The 25845-nt window shown below is 36.1% G+C and carries 17 protein-coding genes; 15 read left to right on the top strand and 2 right to left on the bottom strand.

The genetic code is table 11. The features are described from left to right. Nucleotides 1-13 precede the first annotated feature (13 nt). The gene (gene adk, locus GA0061081_RS06265) at nucleotides 14-658 is read left to right on the top strand and encodes an adenylate kinase (RefSeq protein WP_085247194.1); all 645 of its coding nucleotides are present in this window, start codon (nucleotides 14-16) and stop codon (nucleotides 656-658) included. Nucleotides 659-718: 60 nt separating this feature from the next. On the opposite strand, the gene GA0061081_RS06260 is transcribed toward adk, so the two are convergent. Together GA0061081_RS06260 and ybeD are read right to left on the bottom strand one after the other, a co-directional pair. Beyond that, nucleotides 719-1996, bottom strand: a complete 1278-nt coding sequence (locus GA0061081_RS06260) for a bifunctional O-acetylhomoserine aminocarboxypropyltransferase/cysteine synthase (protein ID WP_091348386.1) — start codon at nucleotides 1994-1996, stop codon at nucleotides 719-721. Nucleotides 1997-2062: 66 nt separating this feature from the next. Further along, nucleotides 2063-2329: a DUF493 family protein YbeD gene (ybeD, locus tag GA0061081_RS06255; protein WP_091348383.1), complete on the bottom strand. Its 267-nt coding sequence runs from the start codon at nucleotides 2327-2329 to the stop codon at nucleotides 2063-2065. 192 nt (nucleotides 2330-2521) lie between these two features. Here ybeD and gss point away from each other — a divergent pair, with 192 nt between their 5' ends. From gss to GA0061081_RS06180, 14 genes are all read left to right on the top strand, one after another. Next, a complete protein-coding gene (gene gss, locus GA0061081_RS06250) occupies nucleotides 2522-4396 on the top strand; it encodes a bifunctional glutathionylspermidine amidase/synthase (protein WP_091348380.1) in 1875 nt (624 codons plus the stop codon). Between the two features lie 271 nt (nucleotides 4397-4667). Beyond that, the gene (locus GA0061081_RS06245) at nucleotides 4668-6230 is read left to right on the top strand and encodes an SrfA family protein (RefSeq protein WP_091348378.1); all 1563 of its coding nucleotides are present in this window, start codon (nucleotides 4668-4670) and stop codon (nucleotides 6228-6230) included. A gap of 9 nt (nucleotides 6231-6239) precedes the next feature. Next, nucleotides 6240-9266, top strand: a complete 3027-nt coding sequence (locus GA0061081_RS06240) for a virulence factor SrfB (protein ID WP_091348375.1) — start codon at nucleotides 6240-6242, stop codon at nucleotides 9264-9266. Then, nucleotides 9263-11935: a putative virulence factor gene (locus GA0061081_RS06235; protein WP_091348373.1), complete on the top strand. Its 2673-nt coding sequence runs from the start codon at nucleotides 9263-9265 to the stop codon at nucleotides 11933-11935. Before GA0061081_RS06240 ends, GA0061081_RS06235 begins: the two co-directional genes overlap by 4 nt. Before the next feature lie 106 nt (nucleotides 11936-12041). Next, a complete protein-coding gene (locus GA0061081_RS06230) occupies nucleotides 12042-13040 on the top strand; it encodes a flagellar basal body-associated FliL family protein (RefSeq protein WP_091348371.1) in 999 nt (332 codons plus the stop codon). 12 nt (nucleotides 13041-13052) lie between these two features. Continuing rightward, complete coding sequence (locus GA0061081_RS06225; RefSeq protein ID WP_091348369.1) at nucleotides 13053-15017, top strand: vWA domain-containing protein; 1965 nt, start codon at nucleotides 13053-13055, stop codon at nucleotides 15015-15017. Nucleotide 15018: 1 nt separating this feature from the next. Continuing rightward, entirely contained in the window at nucleotides 15019-15735 is a 717-nt protein-coding gene (locus GA0061081_RS06220) for an ABC transporter ATP-binding protein (RefSeq protein ID WP_091348367.1), read from the top strand. Nucleotides 15736-15738: 3 nt separating this feature from the next. Next, nucleotides 15739-16962 carry an ABC transporter permease gene (locus tag GA0061081_RS06215; RefSeq protein WP_091348365.1) on the top strand — a complete coding sequence of 408 codons (1224 nt, stop codon included), beginning with the start codon at nucleotides 15739-15741 and terminating at the stop codon, nucleotides 16960-16962. Continuing rightward, a complete protein-coding gene (locus GA0061081_RS06210; protein WP_209435377.1) occupies nucleotides 16952-18535 on the top strand; it encodes an SUMF1/EgtB/PvdO family nonheme iron enzyme in 1584 nt (527 codons plus the stop codon). The genes GA0061081_RS06215 and GA0061081_RS06210 overlap by 11 nt, the downstream gene beginning before the upstream one ends. Next, nucleotides 18535-19224 carry a hypothetical protein gene (locus GA0061081_RS06205; RefSeq protein ID WP_091348362.1) on the top strand — a complete coding sequence of 230 codons (690 nt, stop codon included), beginning with the start codon at nucleotides 18535-18537 and terminating at the stop codon, nucleotides 19222-19224. Before GA0061081_RS06210 ends, GA0061081_RS06205 begins: the two co-directional genes overlap by 1 nt. A 2-nt stretch (nucleotides 19225-19226) precedes the next feature. Then, complete coding sequence (locus tag GA0061081_RS06200) at nucleotides 19227-19709, top strand: hypothetical protein (protein ID WP_091348359.1); 483 nt, start codon at nucleotides 19227-19229, stop codon at nucleotides 19707-19709. Between the two features lie 64 nt (nucleotides 19710-19773). Continuing rightward, nucleotides 19774-21156: a VWA domain-containing protein gene (locus GA0061081_RS06195; protein ID WP_091348356.1), complete on the top strand. Its 1383-nt coding sequence runs from the start codon at nucleotides 19774-19776 to the stop codon at nucleotides 21154-21156. Nucleotides 21157-21280: 124 nt separating this feature from the next. After that, nucleotides 21281-22723 (top strand): vWA domain-containing protein, encoded by a 1443-nt coding sequence (locus tag GA0061081_RS06190; protein WP_091348354.1) that lies wholly within the window; start codon nucleotides 21281-21283, stop codon nucleotides 22721-22723. A 919-nt stretch (nucleotides 22724-23642) separates the two neighbouring features. Continuing rightward, entirely contained in the window at nucleotides 23643-25289 is a 1647-nt protein-coding gene (locus GA0061081_RS06180) for a hypothetical protein (RefSeq protein WP_141683347.1), read from the top strand. Nucleotides 25290-25845 lie beyond the last annotated feature (556 nt).

The following is a 25845-nucleotide window of genomic DNA, read 5'->3' as shown; positions in this document are numbered from 1 at the left end:
AAGAGGTTATTTTATGCGAATTATTTTATTAGGCGCACCAGGAGCAGGAAAGGGAACTCAAGCACAATTTATTATGCAAAAATACGGTATTCCCCAAATTTCAACTGGTGATATGTTGCGTGCAGCAGTAAAAGCGGGTACAGCGCTTGGCTTGCAAGCAAAGGAATTAATGGATGCGGGTAAATTGGTTACTGATGAACTTGTTATTGCATTAGTTAAAGAACGTATTGCACAAAGCGATTGCGCAAATGGCTTTTTGTTAGATGGTTTTCCTCGTACCGTTCCTCAAGCAGATGCCATGAAAGCGGCAGGTATTGATGTAGACTATGTACTTGAATTTGATGTGCCTGATGCTGTAATTATTGATCGTATGAGTGGACGACGTATTCATGCTGCTTCAGGTCGTGTTTATCATATTCGTCATAATCCACCTAAAGTTGAAAATATTGATGATGTCACTGGTGAACCGCTGACTATTCGCAAAGATGATAATGAAGATATTGTGCGTAAACGCCTTGTCGAATATCACGATTTAACTAAACCACTGATCAATTATTATCAGCATGAAGCCAAAGAAGGGCGCACACAGTATTTCCGTGTTGATGGGACCCAGCCTGTTGCTGAAGTAACAAAAGAATTAGCTAAAATTTTAGGATAATTGGTTATCAATTGAAATAGCAAGATATTTAAATCTATCTTGCTATTTCTGTTAATTATATTATTGCGTTGCTTTAAGGGCTTGTTCTAGGTCTGCGATAATATCGTCAATATGTTCAATGCCGATTGATAAACGAATCATTTCTTGGCTGACTCCTGCTTTTTGCAGTTCTTCATCATTAAGTTGACGGTGTGTTGTTGATGCTGGATGACAAGCTAATGATCGTGTGTCTCCAATATTCACCAGGCGAATAATCAACTTTAAAGCGTCAATAAATTTAGCTCCTGCTTGCTTACCACCCTTTATACCAAATGATAAAATTCCTGCAGGCAAACCATTATCCATCTGTTTTACTGCTAAGTGATGTTCTGGATGACTATCAAGACCTGCGTAATTCACCCAGCTAACTTGTGGATGAGACTCCAGGTATTTGGCAACTTTAAGCGTATTTTGGCAGTGTCGTTCTATTCGTAAAGATAACGTTTCGAGACCTTGTAACAATAAAAAAGTATTGAATGGTGATAATGCTGCTCCCATGTTTCGTAATGGAATGACACGACATCGAGCAATGTAGGCGGCATCGCCAAATGTTTCAGTATATGAAACGCCATGATAAGATGGATCAGGTTGATTTAACATTGGATATTTGTCAGCATACTTTTTCCATGGAAATTTACCTGAGTCAACAATCATCCCACCTAAACTATTACCATGTCCACCAATGTATTTAGTTAAAGAATGAACTATAATATCAGCACCAAATTCAAATGGACGGCAAAGAGCAGGGCTTGCAACAGTATTATCAACAATTAAAGGGATGCCATGACGATGTGCAATGGTTGCTAGTGCAGTTAAATCAACAATATTGCCAGCAGGATTACCAATGCTTTCACAATATATTGCTTTAGTTTTTTCATCAATTTGTTTTTCAATTGCCTCAAGATCATCATGTGGAGCAAATTTTGTTGTAATACCAAAATTGGGTAAAGTGTGAGCAAGTAAATTATAAGTACCGCCATATAGTTTTGATACCGAAACAATATTTTCACCGCTAAAAGTAATGGCTTGAATAGCATAAGTGATGGCTGCCATGCCTGATGCTACTGACAATGCGCCAATACCTCCTTCAAGTGTAGCGACACGAGTTTCAAGTACGGCATTAGTTGGATTAGTAATTCGTGTATAAATATTACCGGCTACTTTTAAATCGAAGAGATCGGCGCCATGCTGAGTATCATCAAAGGCATAAGAAGTTGTTTGATAAATTGGTACAGCGACTGAGTGCGTTGTTGGTTCAGGATTATAGCCTGCGTGAAGAACAGCTGTTTCTGGTTTCATATGAGAGCCTCTTAATTATAATAATAAGGCTCTATTTTGTGCAAAAAATATCAAAAAAGTAAAGTATTATAAAACCATTCTTACAATATCGATTTCGCCTAATTCTTTATAAAGGTTCTCGATTTGATCAATATGGGTAGCATTAATTGTAATTGAAACCGAATGATAGTTACCTTTGCTACTCGGTTTAATTGATGGCGTATAATCACCAGGAGCATGCCGCTGGATCACAGTTACTACTTTGTCGACAAGTTCAGGCTTAGCTTCCCCCATAACTTTATAGGTAAAAGAACATGGAAACTCTAATAATTCATTTAATTTTGTTGGTTGCATAATATTAATTTTCTCAGTTACTGGTTCGATGTATCGGTATCAAGAATGATTAGTATATATAGGCAGTTTAGCATTCTTCAAGTAACGAACAATAAACATCGCTTTTTTAAGTATATATTTTGAGCTATGATAAGGAAATTCTAACATAGTAAAATAAAAGTATCTTGCTATTTACCAATAAGGCTAAACATCATGTTATCTAAGTCCAATCATAAAGAACCTTTCGGCACATTACTAGGTTATGCACCGGGCGGCGTTGCTATTTATTCATCTGATTATGAAACCTTGGATAAAAAACTGTATCCCAATGATGCATCATTTCGTAGTTATTGTGGGTATGAGTATATGGGATATAAATGGCAATGTGTTGAATTTGCAAGGCGATTTTTATTTTTAAATTATGGGATCGTATTTACTGATGTAGGGATGGCGCATGAAATTTTTTCGTTACGTTTTTTAAGACAAGTAGTTAACGAGGCGATTTTACCTTTGCAGGCGTTTGCCAATGGTAGTAAAAAAAAGCCAGAAGCAGGCTCTTTATTGATATGGGATGATGGCGGTGTATTTGATAGAACGGGTCATGTTGCGGTTATCACTGAAGTATTTGAAGATAAAGTACGAGTTGCAGAACAAAATGTCATCCATATACGATTACCCATTGGACAGCAATGGACCCGTGAACTTCAAATGTCAGTAACGAGCGAAGGCTACGAATTGCATGATACATTTGACGATACCAAGATCTTAGGGTGGATGATACAAACCGATGATACAGAGCACAGCTTGCCACAACCGACAGTTCCTAATCCATTATTGATGATTCATAGTGCTCACCTTAAAAACGAAGGGCAATTTGAAAAAAAATGGCTTAATGAGTCAAATCCATTAGAAAATGCCTATGTATTTGCTGCAGGTCATGCTATTAGTCATGATGATCATTATCGTTATTTCACGATTTCTGAAAGTGCTGAGCAAGAATTAATTCGAGCCACTAATGAATTACATCTAATGTATTTGCATGCGACTGACAAGGTTTTAAAAAATAATGCTCTGTTAAAGAACTTCAATATTCCCGAAATACTATGGCCAAGGTTAAGACTTTCATGGCAGCAACGTCGTTATCAAATGATAACAGGACGATTAGATTTTTGTATGGATGAACGCGGCTTAAAAGTGTATGAATATAACGCCGATTCAGCTTCATGTCATACAGAAGCCGGGGATATTTTACAAAAATGGGCGGATCAAGCTGGGTTAAATATAGGTACTAATCCTGGTTGTGGCTTACTCAATTCTTTAGCTAACTGTTGGCGGCATAGTGATGCTCAACCTTTTATTCATATCATGCAAGATGATGACAGTGAAGAAAATTATCATGCGTTATTTATGCAAACAGCCCTTACTCAGGCAGGGTTTGACAGTAAAATTTTGAGGGGGCTCAATGGGCTAAGGTGGGATAAACGGGGTCGACTTGTAGATGATGAAGAGCGCCAAGTCACCTGCGTTTGGAAAACATGGGCTTGGGAAACTGTATTAGATCAACTTCGTGAAGAAAGTGAAGCGCAGATTGCCGGCTTGCCGATCCGTACTTGGCATCCAGAAAATACGGTCAGGTTAATTGATGTATTATTGCGACCAGAAGTATCGGTTTTTGAGCCCTTATGGACGGTGATTCCAAGTAATAAAGCTATTTTGCCAGTATTATGGTCATTGTTTCCAAATCATCGCTATTTATTAGAATCAACGTTCAAACTTAATGAAAGCCTAATTAAAAAAGGTTATGCAGTAAAACCAATAGCAGGGCGTCGTGGAAGTGATATTCAATTAGTAAGTAACCAAGAACAGATCCTTGATAAAACCGTTGGAAGTTTTGCTAAGCAAGAAAATATTTACCAAGAATTATGGTGCTTACCAAAAGTCGAAGACCGCTATCTACAATTATGTACTTTTACGGTAGGCGGTCATTATGGTGGTACTTGTCTACGTTCTGATCCTACTTTAGTTATCAAAGGTGAAAGCGATATGCAACCATTACGTGTATTGACGGATCAAGATTTTTTAAAATAATTTAGGGAAAAATTTCAGGAAAGTATGTGTTTCAGTATAAATTTGTAACTCGTATAGGTGTAATGATTGATATTAAAATTTTTATAAAACAATTGGTTATCTTTTTTTGTTTATAGTTTATATAAATATTTTTATTTATGGTGAAACTTATCAAAAATATGACTAAAAATTCATAATATCCATAATCATATCAATTACAATAATGGTGTTTTCTGTTAAACTTATTTTTGTTGAGTAGGAATGCTAGAAATAAAATAATAGAAAGGAACATATGGCAAATACATTACTTCGAAGTGGTGATATTAAAAATTTTAAAATGCTAGGGCATGATGGTAAAGCCGCTTATTTAGTTGCAGCTCAAATCCGTGAAATGTTTAGAGTTAAATTAGGCAAACAATATGCCGATTATTTAGCTATTCCTCAACGCAATGATCAAGGTAATATTATCGATTGGTATATTCCTTTTGATTCAAATCAGCCTGATGGGCAATATGATATTGTTCCTTGGACTTCAGCTAGTGAATCTGAGCAACAGTCAGCGCTGGCTTTACTGAAAGAATTTGAACATAAAGTGATGAATTTTGGCAAACAGCTAGCCAGTAATCCTAATTTAAAAGGTGATCAACTGCTTTTTAGCCGTCTTATTTATGATCCAAAAAATAATGTTGATAGTGCTGAACCTAATTTGATGGCAATACGTTTTCCCAGTAATCAATTTGTTTATATTGTTAACGGTAAACCGGTGATTACTTTCTGGGGATTTGTGTATCCGCACATCTCTCAGGGAAATTCTCCATTCTATAGTTTAGAGCCGGTAGCAAAAGTTGCACAAGCAGCAGCAGTTACTTCTGCGACGCTTATTGATAATAAACCATGGTGGAAACGTTGGTGGATATGGTTGCTAGGGTTATTACCATTATTATTGTTGCTTCTATTAGCGTTATTTTTGCTACGCGGTTGTTGGTTAAAACCTGAGCTATCGATTAATCCGAATGTATCTTTAGATAATAACAATATTAGTCAACCTGAAAAGGATGACAAACAGGATAAAAAAGCGATAGATCCAGCATTAAAAACTGAGCCAAGAGATGTGGTTGTTGATAATCGGTTCGGTGTCACGGGTAGTGCTATACCAAATGGCACGATTTTAGACAATGCAACCAATACTCCAACTAACCCCAATGTAGCAAGTGATTCGGTTGATCATTCTGTAGCACCAGATAATGCAAATGAGGGTAATAATACTTCAAATCCAGATGCGCAAGATAATAAAAATGATCAAGTGACTGCGCCTGATGTGGGTAAAACAGATGATAAAGATGAAAAATCAACGCCTACCGCTCCCGATAAAAAAGATAATACAGATGTTCAAAATGGACAAGACAAAGATAGCGCTGACCAAACTTCTTCGCCATCAGATAAAGACAATAAAGCAGATTCTAACTCTGCGGTTGATCAAACCAATAATTTAGCCTTACCAGCAGATGCAATCAAGCAAGGCTCTACAAAATTCTTAGATGGTCAATGGTCTGCCAATGGGGGTATTCAAGACAAAGCCACAGGTAAACCGTTGCAATTAAGTTATAACTTTAAAGATGGTAATGGCGAAGTCACTATAACGCGTAGTGACGGTGTAAAATGTACAGGTAATGTTGGCACCGATATTAAAAATGCTAATTTAGGTATAGCGGGTAATACTGAGGCTGTTTGCAGTGATAACACCAAATATCAATTACCCAAAATTCAATGCACACCAGGCAAAGATAATAAAGCCAATTGCCAAGGAATTTATAATAATGGGACTGCATTCCCAATAACGATGAAAAAACAATAAAGGTTATATATGCTTCCAGAATTACGCAATTATGGTCAAGAAGTGACACTGATTATGAATAGTGGTATTCAGTTTCTTGATTTTGCACTTAAAATCGATTGGAAAGATAATCAATGGCGCAGTAAAGTCAATGGAGCCTTTATTGATCCATCAGAAAGTGGTGCACTCATCAGATTGATTGAAGATGTGGAAAGTGGTCAATTTTTTACACCTGATAATCCAACATTTGCTGTCAAACCAACACAAGAAATTAGTGTTGATCAGTCGTTAAAATTATACGATGGTATTTGGTTACCTGTGCCTGTTTTGCGTTCAATACCGCCAGAGCGCTTTGATCAAGGACCGCATAATTGGAGCCGAGTTCGAATTGTTAGCATTCCTGAAGGTGAAGATCCTGATGGTAATACACATCGAATTACGTTTGCTTTTGATACAAAAGTATTTGCTAACTTACAAGATGTGGCTTATCTTGCTCCAACCGAAAATGATGTGATGACTGGTGCAGTCTTTAGTTTAGCACATCGTTCTGATCAGGTTTCATGGTATTTAGAGCTCAAATGGATAACCAGTTGGTTAATTGATCTCTTTCAAGAGCTGGCGCCACAATCTGAGCGGTTAAAGATCCATAAAGATGATCTTAATCAAGAAATTAAAAGCAAATCTTATTATGGACACTACCTAAATATTATCCATTTACTTGCCGATTCATTGCAATTACCGACAATTAAAATTGTATCAAATAATAAAGATGATGTGGTGAAATCAATTCCTGTCGATATGATTTTAGATGTGGGTAATTCACGCACTTGTGGGATTCTAATTGAAGATCATGCCCAAGATAAAGATAGTTTAAATCATCGTTATGAGCTTGAAATCCGTGATTTAACTCAGCCTGAACATATTTATAATGAACCGTTTGAAAGTCGAGTTGAATTTGCCCAAACTTTTTTTGGCAAGGAACATTTTTCTTTGCAAAGTGGGCGACGTGACACGTTTCGTTGGCCAAGTATTGTCCGTGTTGGTCAAGAAGCAAGCCGACTTGCCAGTCGGCGTGAAGGCAATGAAGGCGCAACGGGACTTTCAAGCCCAAAACGTTATTTGTGGGATCAAGATAAATATGAACAAGGGTGGCGTTTTAACTCTCATTATGTAAAAAGTGATCATGAACCATTTGCAACGGCAGAGCCTTTTTCGAGTTTAATTAATGAATATGGTGAAGCGTTGCATATTCTTAGCAATGATATTCAAGAAGAGTATGATCGCAAAATGCCGGTTTTCCACCCAAAATACTCTCGCAGTTCTTTGATGACGTTTATGTTATGTGAAGTATTAATGCATGCATTAATGCAAATGAATAGTGTCGCTCAGCGTAATAAACTAGAGCATGCGAAAACACCACGTAATTTACGTTCAATTATTTTAACGATTCCGCCAGCCATGCCAAAACCCGAACAAGCAATATTTAAAAGTTGCGTATATCAAGCCATCGGTTTGGTTTGGAAAAGCCTTGGTTGGGATAGTTCAGATGACAATATTGATTTCAATAACCCTGAGCAATTAAAAAGTGTTTGGCCAAATATTCCTGAAGTTTATATTCAATGGGATGAAGCGACTTGTGGCCAAGTTGTGTATCTTTTTAATGAAACACAAAATAATTATAATGGGCGATGTGAAGAGTTTATTGCCTCAATGATCCGTCCGGGGAAAGCTGATAAGCAAAAGCTAACGATTGCAACGGTTGATATTGGTGGTGGCACAACCGATTTAGTGATTAACGATTATCAATTAGACTACGGCGTTAACGGGCAAGCCAACAGTAGTAATGCCTATATTGTGCCAACTCAGCTTTTTCGTGATGGGTTCAAAGTCGCTGGGGATGATATTTTACTCGATATTATCCAAGATACCGTTATAACGGCTTTAACCAATGGTTTAAAACAAGCTGGAATTGCAGACCCTAACCCAATTTTGTCCACCATTATTGGCTCTCAGCAACTATCCATTCAAGATGCGGTATTACGCCAGCAACTTACCTTACAGCTATTTACACCAATTGGATTACAAATATTAAAAGCGTACGAACTTTATGACCCATTACACACAGAGCAACATGTCTATTGTTCTACTTTCGGTGAATTATTACAACACAATATGATGACCGATAACGTGCTCAATTTTATTAATGAACCGATTAAGCGCGCATTAAATAATCCTGATTTTTCAGTACTTAACTTAAGTATTGAGATTAACCTTAAACGTATTCATTATTTGTTTATTCGGGGTGATTATTACAATATTTGTAAAACGTTTGATGCATTATCCGAAATTATTAGTTGTTATCAGTGTGATGTTCTTTTGTTAACTGGTCGTCCTTCGCGTTTACCTGGTATCCAAAGTTATTTCCGATCACGCTTATCTATGCCTGCTGGACGAATTTTACCTTTGCATGGTTATTATACAGGTGGTTGGTATCCTTTCCATAAACAAGAGCGAATTGATGATCCTAAAACAACGGCAGCCGTGGGGGCGATGCTATGCTTTTTAAGCAAGAATTTACGATTACCTAATTTCTATTTTAGATCCTCTAATATAGATTTATATTCAACCGTTAAGTACATTGGACTTTTAGATAATCTTAATATGATTAAAAAAGAAAATGTCTATTACCAAGATATTGATTTGGATAATCCTGATTATGATTTTCCTGATCTCTCATTTGAAATTCGAGGTACTACAAGACTTGGCTTTAGGCAACTTGACGTTGACCGTTGGCCGGCATCGCCTATCTATATTTTAACGATTGAAAACAGTGAGGTAGCTAAGCGATTAAGTGCTGAAGGCGTCGTTCTAGAAGTTACTTTAGGCATAAAAAATAAACAAAAAACGATCGAAAATTTTTATATTAAAGAAGTAAAAGCCTCAGATGGGCGAGCCTGTAATAAAAATCAGGATATTAAACTAAGTTTAAACACCATGGTTAACTCGGGGTTAATAAGTACGCAATATTGGCTTGATAGTGGAATGATAAAACGATGAAAAACTTAAATGAACAACTGCCTAAATCTTGGGATCAGGTCTATCAAGCATCTGCAAAGGCTATTGAGTGGGTGAACCAAACACGGCATTCATCTAAACGTTTAAATAGCGAAGCGGATAACTTAATTTTGGATTTGCGTCGTTTGCGTAACAGCGCAAAACGATTGGGAGATGTCTCAACTAAATCTGTTGCAGTTGGTTTTTTTGGATTATCACAGGCAGGTAAATCTTACCTTATTTCAGCACTTGCAGCTGGTGAAAATGGTAAGCTTGAAACGGTTGTCGATAATGAAGTGTTAGATTTTATTGACCATGTTAATCCCGTAGGTAGTGGCAAAGAGGCGACGGGGCTTGTCACTCGCTTTAGCCGCATTGCCAAAGGGGGCATACCTAACTATCCGTTAGAATTAAAATTATTTAAAGAGATCGAAATAGTCAAAATCTTGATAAATGCTTATTTTAAAGATTTTGATCAGCAAAAAGTATCTAATAAAATCGAGTTTGCACCGTTAAATCAGACCATTCAACGCTTAGAAAATCAGAAACAAACCAATTATGTTGGTGGTGTTAGCGAGGATGATATTGTTGATCTTTACGATTATTTATCTGAAAACTTTGGTAATTCGCTTGAAGAATTGAAAGGGGGATATTGGGAAAAAGTAACGCACCTTATTCCTTATTTATCAATAGCTGAGCGTGGTGAGCTGTTTTCTGTCTTATGGGGTGGAATTACTGAACTGACGATAATTTATACTCAATTAGCCACCACATTATCAAGTTTACACCATGCTGAAACTGTGTATGCACCGCTTTCAGTATTAGTGAAAGATAATAATGGTACCAAGTCGCAAATTGACAGTATTATGAATGTTGATATTCTTGAGCGATTAAATACCGACAAAGATTCATCGATTACCATAACGCCGTTAAATAGTGAACCAACATCAATATCTTTAGCGCAATTGGCTTTTTTAACCGCCGAATTAATTTTCCCATTAGTCAATAAAACCAGAGTGCCAACTTTTGAAAATGTGGATTTACTTGATTTTCCTGGATATCGTGGGCGTTTAAATTTGATATCGATTTCAGATGTGAAAGAAGGCAACCCCATTGCTCAGCTTTTATTGCGTGGTAAAGTTGCTTATCTTTTTGAAAAATATACTGATAATCAAGAAATGAATGTGCTAGTTGTTTGCACTCCGTCAGATAAACAATCAGATGTTAATGATGTTGGTCCAGTACTTGAGCGTTGGATCGATAAAACCCAAGGTGAAACAGCTGAAAAAAGAGCAACGAAAAAAGCAGGGTTATTATGGGCAATTACCATGTTTGATAAACGTATTGGTACCTCATTAACGCTATCAGAAGACAATCTTAAAAATAGCTGGGGTAAAGGTGGGTTACTTCAGCAAACTATTTTAGAACGCTTTGGTAGTTACGATTGGTTAAGCAATTGGTCTAACGAGCATCAATTTAATAATGTCTTTCTTGTCCGCAAACCGGGGTTTGATGTACCGTTTTTAAATGTCGATCCGAACACCTGCCAAGAGCAATCTTATAATGAAAATTATCAAGATAAAATGAATGTATTAAGAAGTACATTTGTGCAAAATAGTGATATCAAACAGTACGTGTTCCAGCCAGAAGAAACATGGGATGCCATGTTAAAACTCAATGATGGTGGTATAGGACGAATTAGCCAATACTTAGAACAAGTGGCTATTACTGAAGTTAAACAGCAACGAATTGTTGAACAGCTTAATGAAAAAATTGCATATATCATTAATATGCGTTTTGATACTTGGTATCAAGCAGACAATGCTGAAGAGCTAGCTAAGAAAAAACAAATCATTGCTGATGTCGTTAAAGAATTACAGAGTAAAGCACTATTATTAGGCGAGCTACTTAAAGTGTTTGAACTGCCAGATCAAACCATTAGAGCGCTTTATCACTCCAATACTGTCGAAAATGAAACGCAGCAAGCTGGCAATGATAATTTGTTAGATAATTTATCTAATGATTTTGGTTTAACGGCTGACTTTGAACTATTCTCTGATGTTAATTCGTCATCAACCACCAAACAAAGCACCCTATTACCTACGGAATCAAAGTTTGCAAAAACAGTTTTTTCGGCATGGTTAGATCATTTAAGAAATATTGTGCTAGATAAGCATATCTTAGATTTTTTTGGTATCAGTCAAAAATCACTCTCTTTTATGGTAGAAGAACTGATTACTGCTGCAAATCGAATGAAACTTGAAGCAAGTTTAAGTGAACGCATTTTGCATAATGAAAATACAGGTAGTAAACGTGATGATCTAGAGTCTAGACAAGTCAGTACTATTCATACGTTACTGGCCGACTTTATTGCTTGGCTTGGTTTTATTCAAGGGCAAGCAAGTGATATACCAATGAGCAAAGTTAATCAGGGTAAACCAATATTTTCTTCACCATTAAGCGAATTTAATGTGCAATCATCGCATTTATTACCAAAACTGGACGACAACACTAAAAATTATTCTCAGTATGCAATATTTGATTGGTTTATTGCCTTTGCTATGCTTGCGCAAGAAAATGTAGGGCATCATGCAGGACGCGAAATTAGCCAAGAACAAAATAGCCGATTGGGCGAAATTCTTGCTTTTTTCAAGCAATCGCGGATTAGTTAAAATAACAAAGTATAGTAGGAAAGTCTTTTTGAGCGAAACGCCCTTTCCTATTCAATAGCTCAGATAAAAAGTACTTACATATTTGAGTATAAAAATAGAGGATATCATGGCATTAAGAATAGAATTAGATGGTTATAAACCCGGTATTGCGAAGTTTTTAGCTCAAAAATGGAGTGGTAGTTCTAACATTGATATGCTTATACAACGAAATCAAGACGGCTATTATTTATCTGGTTTGAATCAATGGAGTCCTGAAAAAAACTGGCACGCCGTTGAAAATATGTCCGTTTATAATGGACAATTAACAGGACAAATTGGTGAATGGCTGGTCGACTCTTTATTATCACAAGAAAGCCAGATTCGATTTCTTATACAAATTCGTGATAAGCAAAATGAGAATTATGTTGATGGAGGAGTTGTGAGTATTGCTGACTCAGTTCTTGCATCAACAGCATTAAACTTACAAACCGCATTACCGAATGACGAGCAAACTATAGCGCAGCCAGATCCTGTTAGTGATTCTATTATTGAAGAGCAAACACCATTAATTGAAGAATCTAGCCTTGATCCTGAAAGTGGAACGTTAGCGGAACCTATCGAACCAGAACTAGAAATAATACCAGTGGAACCAGTTAAATCCAAAAGTCGCCTAGGGTTAATTGTGGCTATTATTATCGGTTGTATAGTGCTAATTGGACTTGGTATTGCTGCATGGTATTTTTTATTTCCCAAAAATCAATCACAACCAACTCCAGCAGTGCAAATTAGTGGTCAATGTAGTTTGAACAACGCCTCTGCTGATGATTTAACCTTTATTCAACAATGTTTACAGACCAAACCAGAGACGGATGCCATTATTCAAATCATTACTGAAGCTAAAAAAACTGAAAAATGTAATATTGCTCAGCGGTTATATGCAAATCAGGCTCAAACTAATTCTAAAATTGCGATGTTATATGCAAAAGAGTATGACGAAAAATATTATGAAGCAAATAATTGCTTTAAAGCAGATAAAGAAACGGCTATTTATTGGTATGAAACGTCTTTGACTAACGATGCAAATAATACGTTCGTTAAAGATCGTTTAACCGAATTACAAAAATAATGAGGAGCAAGAATGAATAAGCTAGCTATCTCGAAACTCATTTGCACACTAGGTCTAACATGCTTACCTTTGATAGGGTTTGCAACTGAGCCACTTAAACAGGCTGGAAAAACAACCCTATACCAACGAGTATTAAGTACCCCAACGTGTGAATTAAAAAACAATATTACCGATGCTACAGGCAAATCCTTGCCTGCATTTTCCCGTTATTATGTTTATGAACGCAAAAATGACAATAATCAAGAGTGGCTTAGTGTTGGTCCAGATTCTTACGGAAAAACCATTGGTTGGATTAATAATTCATGTGCGATAGCTTGGAATATGCAAATGACATTGGTTTTTACAAATCCAGTGGATCGTGATCCTTTGCTCTTTTTTAAAGATAAGGCCTCATTAACAGCAATTGTGGATGCAGACAAGCCTGAAGCTTTATTAAAACCTATTCGTGATGCATTAAAAGCCAATAAACCCGCTTCAGACGTGGTGGCTCAAGAACCTAAAGAGTTCGTTGATTTTAAAAGTAACTTCTATTTATTACCTATTTTACAAGGTGAGGAAGTGATGAATGGGCAAGGGTTTTATGAGCGAGTGTTAGAAGTTGCCTCAGTCAGTAAACAAGAATCATTGATAAAAAATAACACAAAACCAACAACTACCCAAACGACTGATGATAGTGCCAACCAAGTAGCCCCTTTTAAAGCCGCCATAGTGTTTGTTATTGACTCGACTATTTCTATGGATCCTTATATTTCAAGGACTAAGGAAGCGGTAGAGCGAGTTTATCAACATATTGAAAAAGAGAATTTGCAAAATCAAGTTAAGTTTGGATTGGTTTCCTTTCGGTCAAGCTTAAAGGCATCAGATAAGCTTGAATTTGTGACCAAAATTTTTGCGGATCCTAATAAAGTTAAAGATAAGGAAGATTTTAAACAACTGAGTTCTTCGCTTAAACAAGCTACCGTTTCTACCTCGTATTTTGCTGAAGACTCTTATGCGGGTGTTGCTCAAGCATTAAATGATATTAATTGGAATAGTTTTGGTGCGCGTTATATGATTTTAATAACAGATGCGAGTGCAATTCCTGGTGATGATAAGCTCTCTAGCACTGGCATGGATGCAGCGCAATTAAGACTTGAAGCTCAGCATAAAGGTGTTGCGATTTATGCATTACATTTAAAAACGCCAAGTGGTGCAAAAGATCATCAAATTGCGGCAGAACAATATTCGGACTTAACGTATAACGATTTTATTCATAAATCACTTTATTACCCAGTGAATGCAGGTGATGTAAATGAGTTTGGTCAAAAAGTTGATTTGCTAGCAAAAGCATTGTCTGAACAAGTTAAACTTGCTTATAAAGGTGAAGCTTCTGTTGGTAATGCCATCAATGCAAAAGATGATAACTCAGACATGTTAAAAGATGCATTGCTACTAAGCAAGGCAATGCAACTGGCTTATTTGGGGGATGTTAAGGGCACTCAAGCACCGTCAGTTTTTAAAGCATGGATTACCGATAAAGATTTTGTCAAACCAACTATTCCAACAGCAGAGCCACGTATATTATTAACAAAATCGCAACTGAGTGATTTGAGCGACGTGGTTAGCAAAATCGCTAATGCGGCTAATGATGGATTGATTTCAGCCGATGATATGTTCTCTCAGCTTCGTTCTGTTGCTGCGGCAATGGGGCAAGATCCAAGTAAATTAAAATCCGATTCTGTCACAAAAATTGCTGACTTAGGTTTGCTGGGTGAATATTTAGATAATATCCCTTATAAAAGCGATGTCACTGGACTTGATCAAGATACATGGAAAAGTATGAGTGGGCTTGAACAAGAAAAATTTATCCGTAATTTAAACAGTAAAATTCGCTATTATCAAAAATGTAATGCGGATGTCGATCGTTGGATTTCATTAGCTGACGGCAGTGATCCGCGTGAAAATGTGTATCCTATACCATTAGAAATGTTGCCATAATATGTTAAATATTAAGCAATTATCGATTTCACGCTCAACAGGTAAATCCTTTTTTAGCGTTTGCCTGCCAAAGCTTACTGTCAAAGCAGGTGACGTTGTTGTTATTCAAGGCGATAGTGGTGCAGGTAAAAGCACGCTACTTGAAATGGTGGGAATGATATTAAAACCAGACCACATTGATAGTTATAACTTAGTTGTTGATAATTATGATATTGATATCGCAACGCTAATCAAGCAAGATAAAATCGATGAACTTGCTGATATTCGCGCTCAATATTTAGGCTTTATGCTGCAAACAGGTGGATTACTGCCATTTTTGACGATTCGTGACAACATTTTATTATCATTAAAGTTATTACAAAAAAAAGTGGATAATAGCCGGTTTGATTATCTAGTGCAAAAACTCAATATCGCACATTTGCTCAATAAACACCCTAAACAGTTATCCATTGGTGAAAGGCAACGAGCTTCTTTTATTCGTTCGATTATTCATAAACCCGCGTTATTACTTGCCGATGAGCCGACTTCGGCATTGGATCCCTATAATGCGAATTTACTGTTTGATTTAATTATTGAGCAAGCTCAGCAAGATAATATTACTGCCATGATTGTCACACATGACTTGCAATGTATAGCTAACAAAGGGTTATTGACGTTATCAGCCAAGTTAACCTCGCCACAATCCTCAGAATTTTCACCGTTACAAGATAAGGCGTAAAAAATGACTAAAGCAATATCAAAATGGTTACTTGTTACTCGTTTATCGTTAGCGGACTTATGGTATGACAAAAAAGTATCATTTTGTATTATTGCCTCAGTAATATCAGTGATTACGCCATTATTATTGTTATTTAGTTTAAAATACGGTGTTGTTTCACAGCTTCGAGAGCAATTACTCAGTGATCCGCAAAATTTAGAAATAAAAATTGTGGGGAATTTGCAACTTAAAGATGAAATGTTTGAGTGGATAAAACAGCAACCTGAAACAGCTTTTGTTATTCCACTCACACGTTCATTAAATACACAAGCTGATTTAATGAAAGATGCTAGCCATTTTGTTAATAATGCCGAAATTATTCCCACGGCTAAAGATGATCCAATAACAAAAAATTTGCCATTACCTAATAATAAAAAGCAAATTTTATTAAGTTCATTATCGGCCGAAAAAATGCAAGTCACGATGGGAAGTCGTGTGAAAATGGTGATCACAAGGCAGCTTGATGGAAAACTTGAAAAAGGAATGACACAATTAGAAGTGGTAGGTATTATTCCCGAAAATCGTTATAGCCGTGCAGCGGCTTTTGTCTCTTTAGATTTACTAATTGAGATGGAAAATTATTATGATGGTTATCAAAGTGATGTTTTTGTGACTTCTACTGGACAATTAAATCCACCTCACCATACGTCGTTTGCGCGGGCCCGTATTTATGCAAACTCACTGGATAATGTGGCTCCATTAGCATTTAAATTACGAGAAAAACATATAGAAACGCGTACCGAGGCTAATGCAATTGAAAATATGCAAGCAATCGATCGAGTGCTTAATTTTATTTTTAGCGTTATTGCCATTACGGCAGTATTGGGATGTGTTTTATCATTTACTGGGGCATTTTTATCGAATATTGAACGTAAACGCAAAGATATTGCTTTTATGCGATTACTTGGATTTCGCTCGAAAGGCATTATGCTTTATTTAATTAATCAAGCAATGATTTTGAGCTGTTTTGCTTTTATAATCTCTTGTGGGCTGTTTGCGGTAGGAAATTGTGCTTTTAATTTAGTGTTAGGTAAAAATTTGCTTTCACAATCGGTTGTGAGTCAATTACAATTTTATCATCTTATTATTGCATTTTTACTGACTTTATTTATTTCAGCGGGCATTGTGGTTATAGGAGGGCGAGGTGCTATTCAAATTCAACCAGCAGAAAGCTTACGTGAAGCATAATTATATCCGATTAGCTTGTTGGGGATTGGCTACAATTAGCTTACTACCGGCATTAAGCTTTGCTGAACCTTGGGATAGTAAATTTTATAATCCCAAGCCTACAAAAGATGATGTTATTTTACCTATGCCATGTGATGGTAGTTTAGTGATGAAAAAGGTATTTACCCCTACCGATAAACCGCTAGATGATGTCAAAGTCATTTTAGGAAGTAATCAAAAAGAGCTCGGTTTTGCCGAGTATGCCACGCCCAATTATATTGCTGGTAGCTTTTCTGATGCAGGTAAAGAGCGCTATTATTTGATAGGTAAATATGAGATCACCGCATTGCAATATCAATCCGTCATGAATGATACTTGTCCAACTCCTAAAATAAGTCTTTCCTTTCCTATCACCGATATTAGCTGGTTTGATGCTATCGCTTTTACAGATAAATATAATCGTTGGTTACTTGCAAACCAGTCAAAAATAAAATCAATAAATTTACCGAATGGTTATGTCCGTTTACCCAATAATACGGAATGGGAATATGCCGCTCGGGGTGGTTCAAAAGTGACAGAATCAGAATTTCGTGAATCACGGTTTCCTATGACTAAAAATCTTGAAAATTATGCGTGGTTTTCTGGTGCCAAGTCTGCTAATGGTAAATTGCAACTTATTGGTAGGTTAGATCCTAATCCCCTAGATCTGTATGATATTTTAGGTAATGCGAGCGAAATGATGTTTGATTCGTTTAGAATGAATAAACTTGATCGCTACCACGGTCAACAAGGCGGAATGATTGTGCGTGGGGGCAGCTATTTAACGCCCGAATCTTCAACTACCAGTGCTTTTCGTACTGAAAAGCCTTTCTATGATGATAAAAATGCTTATAAAAGTAAAGATGTTGGATTTCGTTTAGTTTATACAACTGAAGTGATGAATTCGAATGACAAAATAAAAGAACTGGACAAAGAATGGAGTGAATTAGGCAGTGAAACTGATAGCACAAAAAATGGTAATGTTGTCGGTGAACTTGAAAAAATCACTAAACAAGTTGAAGATGAAAAAACAAAAAAAGAATTAAATCAACTCAATACACTTTTACGTAGCGCCAATCAAGCGCGTGATGAGCAACGAGATCGTTCTATTCAATCTGCATTACAATTAGGTGCATTTTTGTGCGCTAATGTTTCAGATTTGAATGGCAAGTTTGAGTATAATGATAATTTATATAAAACAATGATTAATGAAGTTTGTGATTCAAAAGAGGCAGATACTGTAACCGATGACAATATGTGCTCAAAAGTGAAGCTTGATAATTTAAAACAAGTCGTTGATGAGTCTAAAAGTGCTAGGGACTTTATATTAAAATATTATTCCGACACGATTGTTAATACAGCGTCAAATTACGAGAAAAATACGATTAATGATCAAGTTAAATCAACGCAATTTATTCTCGAAAATAGCGGTAAAGCGAATATGAGCGATTATTTAAAACTCTATTTCAAACATATTAATCAATATATTGAATCGGGGAAGATCGAGCGGACAGCTTGGCTACAAACGTGTAATGAGATAAAAGGAAAAAAATGATGAATAAAATTATAGTAACACTGACTTTGTGTATATCGCTTATTTTAACAGGGTGTCAAGGCTCTGGAGGAGTAAGTTCTAGAAATGTCGATCCTGCATTAACAAAAAGCAATACAGCTAAGTTTTTTAGCAAATCAGCTTGGCAATCTTGTGCTATCGGTGCTGGTTTAGGTGGTATTGGCTGTATGTTAGCTGGTGGAAAAACAGGAGTATGTCTTGCGTCTGCGGCTGTTGGTTGTGGTGTGATGATGGGGGCTAACTATTATCTTGACAGTAAACGGGCTGAATATGCTGATGATGAGATGCGTCTAGATGTTTATATTCAAGACGTTCAAAAGAACACTTACGAAGTACAAGCGGTGACCGAAACAGCTAAAGCAGTATTAGATAAGAATTTAGCAACACTGAAAGTATTAAATAATCAAATAAAAAATGACACATTAAATAAAAAACAAGCACAAAATGATTTGACACAAATTGATGCAAATATCGCTTATTTAAGAGACAAATTAAAAAGCATGAAAAAAGTTGAGAATGATTGGGTTTCAATATCTTCTCAAGAACGACAATCAGGTGTTAGAGTATCAAGGCTGGATCAACAAATTAGTCAATTGCATAAACAAATATCAGTACTTGAAAATCAAATTAATCTTGTTACCAAACAACGTTCAGCAGTTAAGGTGAGCTAATTATGAAAAAAAGATACCTTCTATTACTCAGCCCGCTTATTTTTTTAGCTGGTTGTTCAACAACGCCCGAACAGTGCGATCCGACTAATACCAATATTGGAATTATGGATAAAATCAGCTGTAATTATTCAGGCAATTATCAGGCTCGAATTGATCAGAAAAAACAAATTCTAGAAAATGAAGTAAGAGCTAATCAGCAGTTTAAAGAGATTTATGCCACCATCGAGAAGCAAAAAAATGCCACCTCGTTAAGCATTAAACAAAAACAGGCACAGCAGCAAAAGTTGAAAACTGATTTAACTAAACTGACAAATGAAGTAAAACAAAAAGCCAAAGGTCGTGACGATTTGCAGGCTCAAGTAAAAGATATTGAACAGCAACTAAATAAGGTCAACAATTCAAATAGTTCTGAACTTGAAAAACAAGTTGAGCTTGAAAAGTTAAATAAAAAGCTGCAACAATTGCAAAAAGCACTGAATATATAAATATATTTTTACTAAATCAATGTTTAAATAAAACAGAAGCTAAATAAAAGGGAATGAATTAGCAATGCAGCGAATAACAAGAATTATTTTTGATCATAATCATTCTGAAAAGATGTCTTTATTCGATCAATATAATTCTTTGTTAGCATTGCTAAAACCGCATTTAACTGAACGTACTTTTTCGATCTTAGCTATACCAAGGTTGATTGATGATAATCAATATATTGGATGGTACAGCCCTTTAGAAGGGCAGCCTATCTTATTGAGTGAAATTAGCGATCAATCACATAAAGCTAAGATAGAAAAAACGTTACAAAATCGTATTAACGATATTGAAGCTACGGTTAAGTTAATGTCAATCACTGCTGAGCAGCGGACATTTATTTCATCATGGTTACCTAGAATTAAAAGTTTAGGTAACCATATTTATGTGATTAATGATGACCCAGTTATTGTCAATATCTTTGAAGATCCCATTTTACCTGCACCAGTCCCAGTTATTCCACCAAAATCATTTTGGCGTTGGTGGCATTTTTTACTTTTAGCCTTATTAATCCTTGGGTTACTGGGTATTCTTTGGTATTTATTTTGTCCATATGGAAAAGAAAAGCCAGTGATTGCTGATGTTGAACCTGTCATTACTCTGCCTGTTGAAGAACAGAAACCAGATCCAGTTGTTGAGCTACCTAAAGAGGAACAACCCGTTGTAAAATCGGAGCCTGAACCGATACCAGAGCCAGCACCTAAAAATTGTATTACTCGTGAAGAAATTGCAAATAATACTGACAAGCCTAAAATGGTTATGATATTTGACAATTCAGCCTCAATGACATTGACATTGATGGAATCTCAAGCCTCCATTAATCAATACTTAAATTCTGATTGGTATTCAATGACCGAACAAGAAGCTGATGCATACGAAAAACGTATGACACGTTTACCTAATCGTTTATCAAGTAGTAAAAAGGTTGCATTATCGACTATTGATAAAATACAACCCGATGTTAATATTGCGTTAGTTACTCTTTCTGCTTGCCCTGCTGCACAAACTACCTCGTTTTATCATTATGAAAATAGAGGTAAACTAAAAAATAAAATTAGTCGGTTAAATCCATTAGAAAATAACAGTGCAACGCCTTTATACAGTGGTTTAAAACAAGCTAGTAAAATGCTTGATGGCGTAAACCATGATGATTACATTTTAGTAATTAGTGATGGCGAAGATAATTGTACCAAAGCGAATATTTGTACTTTAGCCGGCAAGATCGCAGCTCAACAACCCCATCTAAAGATAAATATTGTCGATATTGCTGGACAGCATAAAATTGACTGTGTAGCGGAAAAAACAGGAGGTAAGGTTTATATCGCTCAAAACCCAACACAGATAGTTAAACAAATGAATAATGCTGTTTCGAATATGAATATTAGTAAACCGATATGTGAATAATTATTTACAAATAATATTAGATAATTGAATATCTCGTTTTTGATATTTCTATTCGTAAAAACGTTTCAAGTTAGTGTTATTTTAGTATAAGAATAATAGTCAACTGCAAGGAATTAAATCAATAATGCAACGAATAATGCGGATAGCCTTTGATTATAATAACCCAGAGAAGATATCTCTATTAGAACAATATCATTCCTTACTATTATTATTAAAATCACATTTAACCGATCGCACTTTTTCGATTTTAGCATCACCAAAGCTAATTGATAACAATCAACACCTAGGCTGGTATACCAATCTTGAAGGGCAACCGCTTTTACTTGATAGTATTGCTGACAAATCGCATAAAAATAAGATAATCAAAACGTTACAAACACGTATTAATGATATTGAAAATGCTATTAAACTAATGCCATTAAGCGGTGAAGAGCGAAGTTTAGTTTCGGCATGGCTTCCAAGAATTAAAAGTTTAGGTAACCAAATTTATGTGATTAATGATGAACCGGTTATTGTCAATACCTTTGAAGAACCGGTTTTACCTGCAGTGGTCCCCGTTATTCCACCAACGCCATTTTGGCGTTGGTGGCATTTTTTACTCTTAGCCTTATTGCTTATTAGTTTACTTGGTATTCTGTGGTATTTATTTTGCCCATTTGGTAAACAAAAGTCAGCTGTTCACCATCCAATGGCAGTTGTTGTAGTAAAGAAACCAGAACCAGAACCTAAATCGCCCCCTGAGCCTGTTAGTGAGCCAAAAGATACTGTGCCAGAAGAAGCTACGCCAACAGCAATATCTGAGCCTAAACCAAAACCGGTGCCACCACCAGCACCAAAGGTAAAAAATCCACCTAACTGTATAACTAAAGAAGAGATGAACAAAGATCCTAATCCATCTAAAATGGCAATAGTGTTTGATAATTCACCATCGATGACAGTGACATTGAATGAATCGCCATCAGAGGTTGAGCGATACTTTCGATATTTGTGGGATGATTATGGCCGTAATATGTCAGAGGAAGAAAAAATCAAATATGAAAAGCGTATGACGCGCTTACCAACTCGTTTATCAAGTAGTAAAAGTGTAGCTACTTCTAGCATTGACAGCATACAACCGAACATTGATATATCGCTAGTAACCTTGGCGAATTGCCCCGCAGCCGATGTTTCGCCATTTTATAAGTACACTAATCGCGTGTCACTAAAGCATAAAATTAAGCAATTAACACCCTCTACAACAAGCGAGGCTGGAACACCTTTATATAGTGGTCTAGAAAAAGCCAGTAAAATACTAGATGGTATAACACGTGATGATTATATTCTTATTATTAGTGATGGCGAAGACAGTTGTACAAGAAATAATATTTGTACTTTGGCTAACTATATTGCTGCACAAAAACCACGATTAAAAATTAACATCGTTGATATTGCTGGCGAACATAAAATAGATTGCATTGCTAATGCCACTGGAGGAAAAGTCTACATAGCCCAAAGTCCACAAGATATGATTAAACAAATGAACAATGCGGTCTCAAGTTTAAAAATCAACAGGCCAATATGCCAATAAAAACAAAATAGGGAGGGATAACTACTGTAGGTTACCCACCCAAACAATCCTTATCATCAACAAAATTGACTAAAAGTTGTTGAAAGTTATATTGATTCAATTAAAAAAATCAACTCACAAAGTAATACGTCTCTAAAGCCTAACCAAAGTTAGTCTTAGCAAATTGTTTCAGCCTAAATTTCTTTGAAATGTGATATAAAAAAGCAAAATTAGGCATTATTTTTTAAAGATGGATAGGTCACTATGTGATTGATCACTTTTTGTTTTAAAATTAGTTAAGCACTGATCAATCTTTGATTGCTTTTTATCCATTTAATTTTATTATTGTTTTTTTGATTTTTCTTTACCATTCTTTGCAAAAAATTTCATCCGTATTTTATATTTAATAGTTATACTTACATAACAAATGAGTTTATTTGACATCCTATTAACGTTAATAACGTTGTTGCTATCAATGTTTTCATTGTAGTACAACGCTATTGATCCAGTTTTGATACGCATGGAGCACAACTACTAAAAAAAACTTGGCACGCCAAACAAGGAAGTTTGGCGTGTTAACCTCACTTCACTAGCAACGCCTCTGACACCGGAACAAGACAAATCAAATAGCTTTACATAGTTTTTGTTAAAAAAGATATAAGAGTTACTAAAAAATAAGTCAAAAAACATATTGATTTTATTGAAATTTTTATGTTATTTTTTTAATCGAAAACAATCCCAAAAAAACATTTTTTAACATTTCTTTGTGAAAGCTTAACTTTAATCCAAGCAAAACATTACAAATTTTAACAAAAAAAATAGTTACCCATTTTTAAAATAAGCTATACTTTCAAAGGCTTAGCATAAGAAGCTTATTTTGTGAGCTATTAGCAATAAAAAAAGTAAATAAAACAAAAAGTTAATTGACAGGAAGGATATTATGCAGTATCATGGAGTTGTATCGGGCATCGGGCATCGGGCATCGGGCATCGGGCATCGGGCATCGGGCATCGGGCATCGGGCATCGGGCATCGGGCATCGCTTTTGGCAAACCTATATTTTAAATCTTTTTAATTACCTTAGTTTTCGAGATTTCTCACAAACTTCATTTCTATCGCTAAATTTAGCGAAATTCTTAGCCTTTTTATCAAAATCGGCATTCTTATCAAAATCGTTATTGGTTTTTGTACCCTTGTCGCTATTAATGTATTCGTTTAGCGCTCAGGCTTTATCAACTAAGACATTAAAAACGATTGAAGGTACTGCACCATATTTTACATTTGATGGTGGCCAAACTAAGGCGACTTCATTGGATAGTTTATTGGCTATTAAGTTACCGGATGGTAGGGTATTTACACCATCAAGCAATCCTTCAAGTAAAGAAAATCCGATAATTTTACCTGTAGGGACTTCTTTTAGTAGTATAGGGATGTTGGTACCACCATCAGTTGAATCAGGAAGCTCAGTGAGTTTCAATGATTTAGTGAATAAATATCATTATTGGGGAGATGATGATGGCGATGGACAGGGTGCTAATGGGGTTAAGGCGAGCGGGGATTTATCGTTTGATCTTAGAAATAAATTTAATTTTAACGTAAGTCGTAATGATAGTTTGCATCCATGCTGGGGACCTTATCAGATAATATTAAATAGTTCAGGTGGGGAGTTAATAACACAGTACGGGATACCAAATAGAACAAATTTTGGCTCTAAAACAGCGAGGTATTTTCTTGATTCGAGTCCGTCTGTATCTGTTTGTTATGTAAGGCCAAATACTGCTCCTAGTATAGGCGAGAGATTTGATAGTTTTAATGGCTTTTTGGTTAAATCAACCGATCCATCTTCTTACGGCCTTAATTTTCCGACAACAGGTGCTGATGGTTTATACTTTGATTTAATCATAGCAGGAGTGGATGGAAGTCAATTGACATGGTCTCCTGTTACTCGGGGAGGAATAACTGCTACAGTGAAGTGGACAAGGCCTAATACTGGTTCATACACAGACTCAGTAGGAAACATAATACTATACGATAAATGGATTATTAAGGATAAATCCAAGTATGTAACGCGGGTAACGTTAAATGGTCCTAGAGCAAGTCGTAGGCAGAGAAGTTCAAGTAACCCACGTCCTTTAAGTGTGCCATCTTTACCACAGACATTTGAGCTGGAAGGCAGGGATAGAAGTGGTAATGTGGTGGTAAAATATGGATTTGTGTTGAAGCAGTGGTTCGTCAATCGGGGTAATGAATTAGGAAATCAAGCTAGCCAATCATCTTGGTGTAGTAGTTTAGGCTATCGTTTGTCACGGACCAAGGACTTGACTTTCAAAATTTGTGGTAGAAATTGCAACGAATCCCCAACTTATCCTCCTGGATATGATACTAATACGCGTCCAATAAATTCAGGCTTTTTTACTGAGTGGGGAGACATGAAGCATTACGCTAATGCAAACTTCTTCCAAGGGTTGTACTGGATGAGTGATATCAAGGACAAAATGGGCACTGCTGTCGGCTCGGACAGCGGTGGCGTATGGGAGAAGCAGACGCTTACTGCTTATTATAGGAAGGCAGTTTGTGTCACCCCTTAGTTCTTAATCCTTGCTTCGGGGGAATATGACTTTAGTTGGACAAACTAATAAAGAACTGTGCCCCCACGCGAGGTAAGAGCTACGAGTAAATAAGATTAGGGGTATGTAATGATTAATATAAAATAAGTAAGAATAACCAAGCAGTTGGTGGTAAGGGTAAGTGTTTTGCTGTGCATTTTAATACAGCGGTGTTAATTTGATGAAAGGCATCTATTAAATGTTTGACATAATATTAATATGCCTAACAGTAAAATTAGCACTGCTAGCACAGCCATTAACTTATTACCCAAGACTTTTAATCCAAAATTATCACGCGCTTGCTGATAAAAAAGTCGAAGGTAAGGAGATATCACTAAACCAGAGACATACGCATGTTAGGTTGCAACTTCCCGATCGAAGCACGAATGGTTTTTGATTTAGTTATATCTAAAACATCAACTGCTTGGCCCTCAAAATGACATCATGCAAAGCCAAAAATCCCTAGCAAAATAAGTTAGAAAAGTAATTGATTTTATTTTGTTTTTCATAAAATAAAACTCATTTATTCCATATCTAG

It is taken from the genome of Gilliamella bombicola, assembly GCF_900094945.1.
Taxonomy (GTDB): Bacteria; Pseudomonadota; Gammaproteobacteria; order Enterobacterales; family Orbaceae; genus Gilliamella; species Gilliamella bombicola.
This window is presented reverse-complemented; position numbering and strand designations above follow the sequence as displayed.

Bases quoted from the DNA above. Each gene is read 5' to 3' on its own strand.
- GA0061081_RS06245 (WP_091348378.1), top strand. From the start codon at position 4,668: ATGGCAAATACATTACTTCGAAGTGGTGATATTAAAAATTTTAAAATG.
- GA0061081_RS06200 (WP_091348359.1), top strand. From the start codon at position 19,227: ATGAAAAAAAGATACCTTCTATTACTCAGCCCGCTTATTTTTTTAGCT.
- GA0061081_RS06215 (WP_091348365.1), top strand. From the start codon at position 15,739: ATGACTAAAGCAATATCAAAATGGTTACTTGTTACTCGTTTATCGTTA.
- ybeD (WP_091348383.1), bottom strand. From the start codon at position 2,329: ATGCAACCAACAAAATTAAATGAATTATTAGAGTTTCCATGTTCTTTT.
- GA0061081_RS06235 (WP_091348373.1), top strand. From the start codon at position 9,263: ATGAAAAACTTAAATGAACAACTGCCTAAATCTTGGGATCAGGTCTAT.
- GA0061081_RS06225 (WP_091348369.1), top strand. From the start codon at position 13,053: ATGAATAAGCTAGCTATCTCGAAACTCATTTGCACACTAGGTCTAACA.
- GA0061081_RS06180 (WP_141683347.1), top strand. From the start codon at position 23,643: ATGCAGTATCATGGAGTTGTATCGGGCATCGGGCATCGGGCATCGGGC.
- GA0061081_RS06205 (WP_091348362.1), top strand. From the start codon at position 18,535: ATGAATAAAATTATAGTAACACTGACTTTGTGTATATCGCTTATTTTA.
- GA0061081_RS06230 (WP_091348371.1), top strand. From the start codon at position 12,042: ATGGCATTAAGAATAGAATTAGATGGTTATAAACCCGGTATTGCGAAG.
- GA0061081_RS06195 (WP_091348356.1), top strand. From the start codon at position 19,774: ATGCAGCGAATAACAAGAATTATTTTTGATCATAATCATTCTGAAAAG.
- adk (WP_085247194.1), top strand. From the start codon at position 14: ATGCGAATTATTTTATTAGGCGCACCAGGAGCAGGAAAGGGAACTCAA.
- GA0061081_RS06240 (WP_091348375.1), top strand. From the start codon at position 6,240: ATGCTTCCAGAATTACGCAATTATGGTCAAGAAGTGACACTGATTATG.
- GA0061081_RS06190 (WP_091348354.1), top strand. From the start codon at position 21,281: ATGCAACGAATAATGCGGATAGCCTTTGATTATAATAACCCAGAGAAG.
- gss (WP_091348380.1), top strand. From the start codon at position 2,522: ATGTTATCTAAGTCCAATCATAAAGAACCTTTCGGCACATTACTAGGT.
- GA0061081_RS06260 (WP_091348386.1), bottom strand. From the start codon at position 1,996: ATGAAACCAGAAACAGCTGTTCTTCACGCAGGCTATAATCCTGAACCA.
- GA0061081_RS06220 (WP_091348367.1), top strand. From the start codon at position 15,019: ATGTTAAATATTAAGCAATTATCGATTTCACGCTCAACAGGTAAATCC.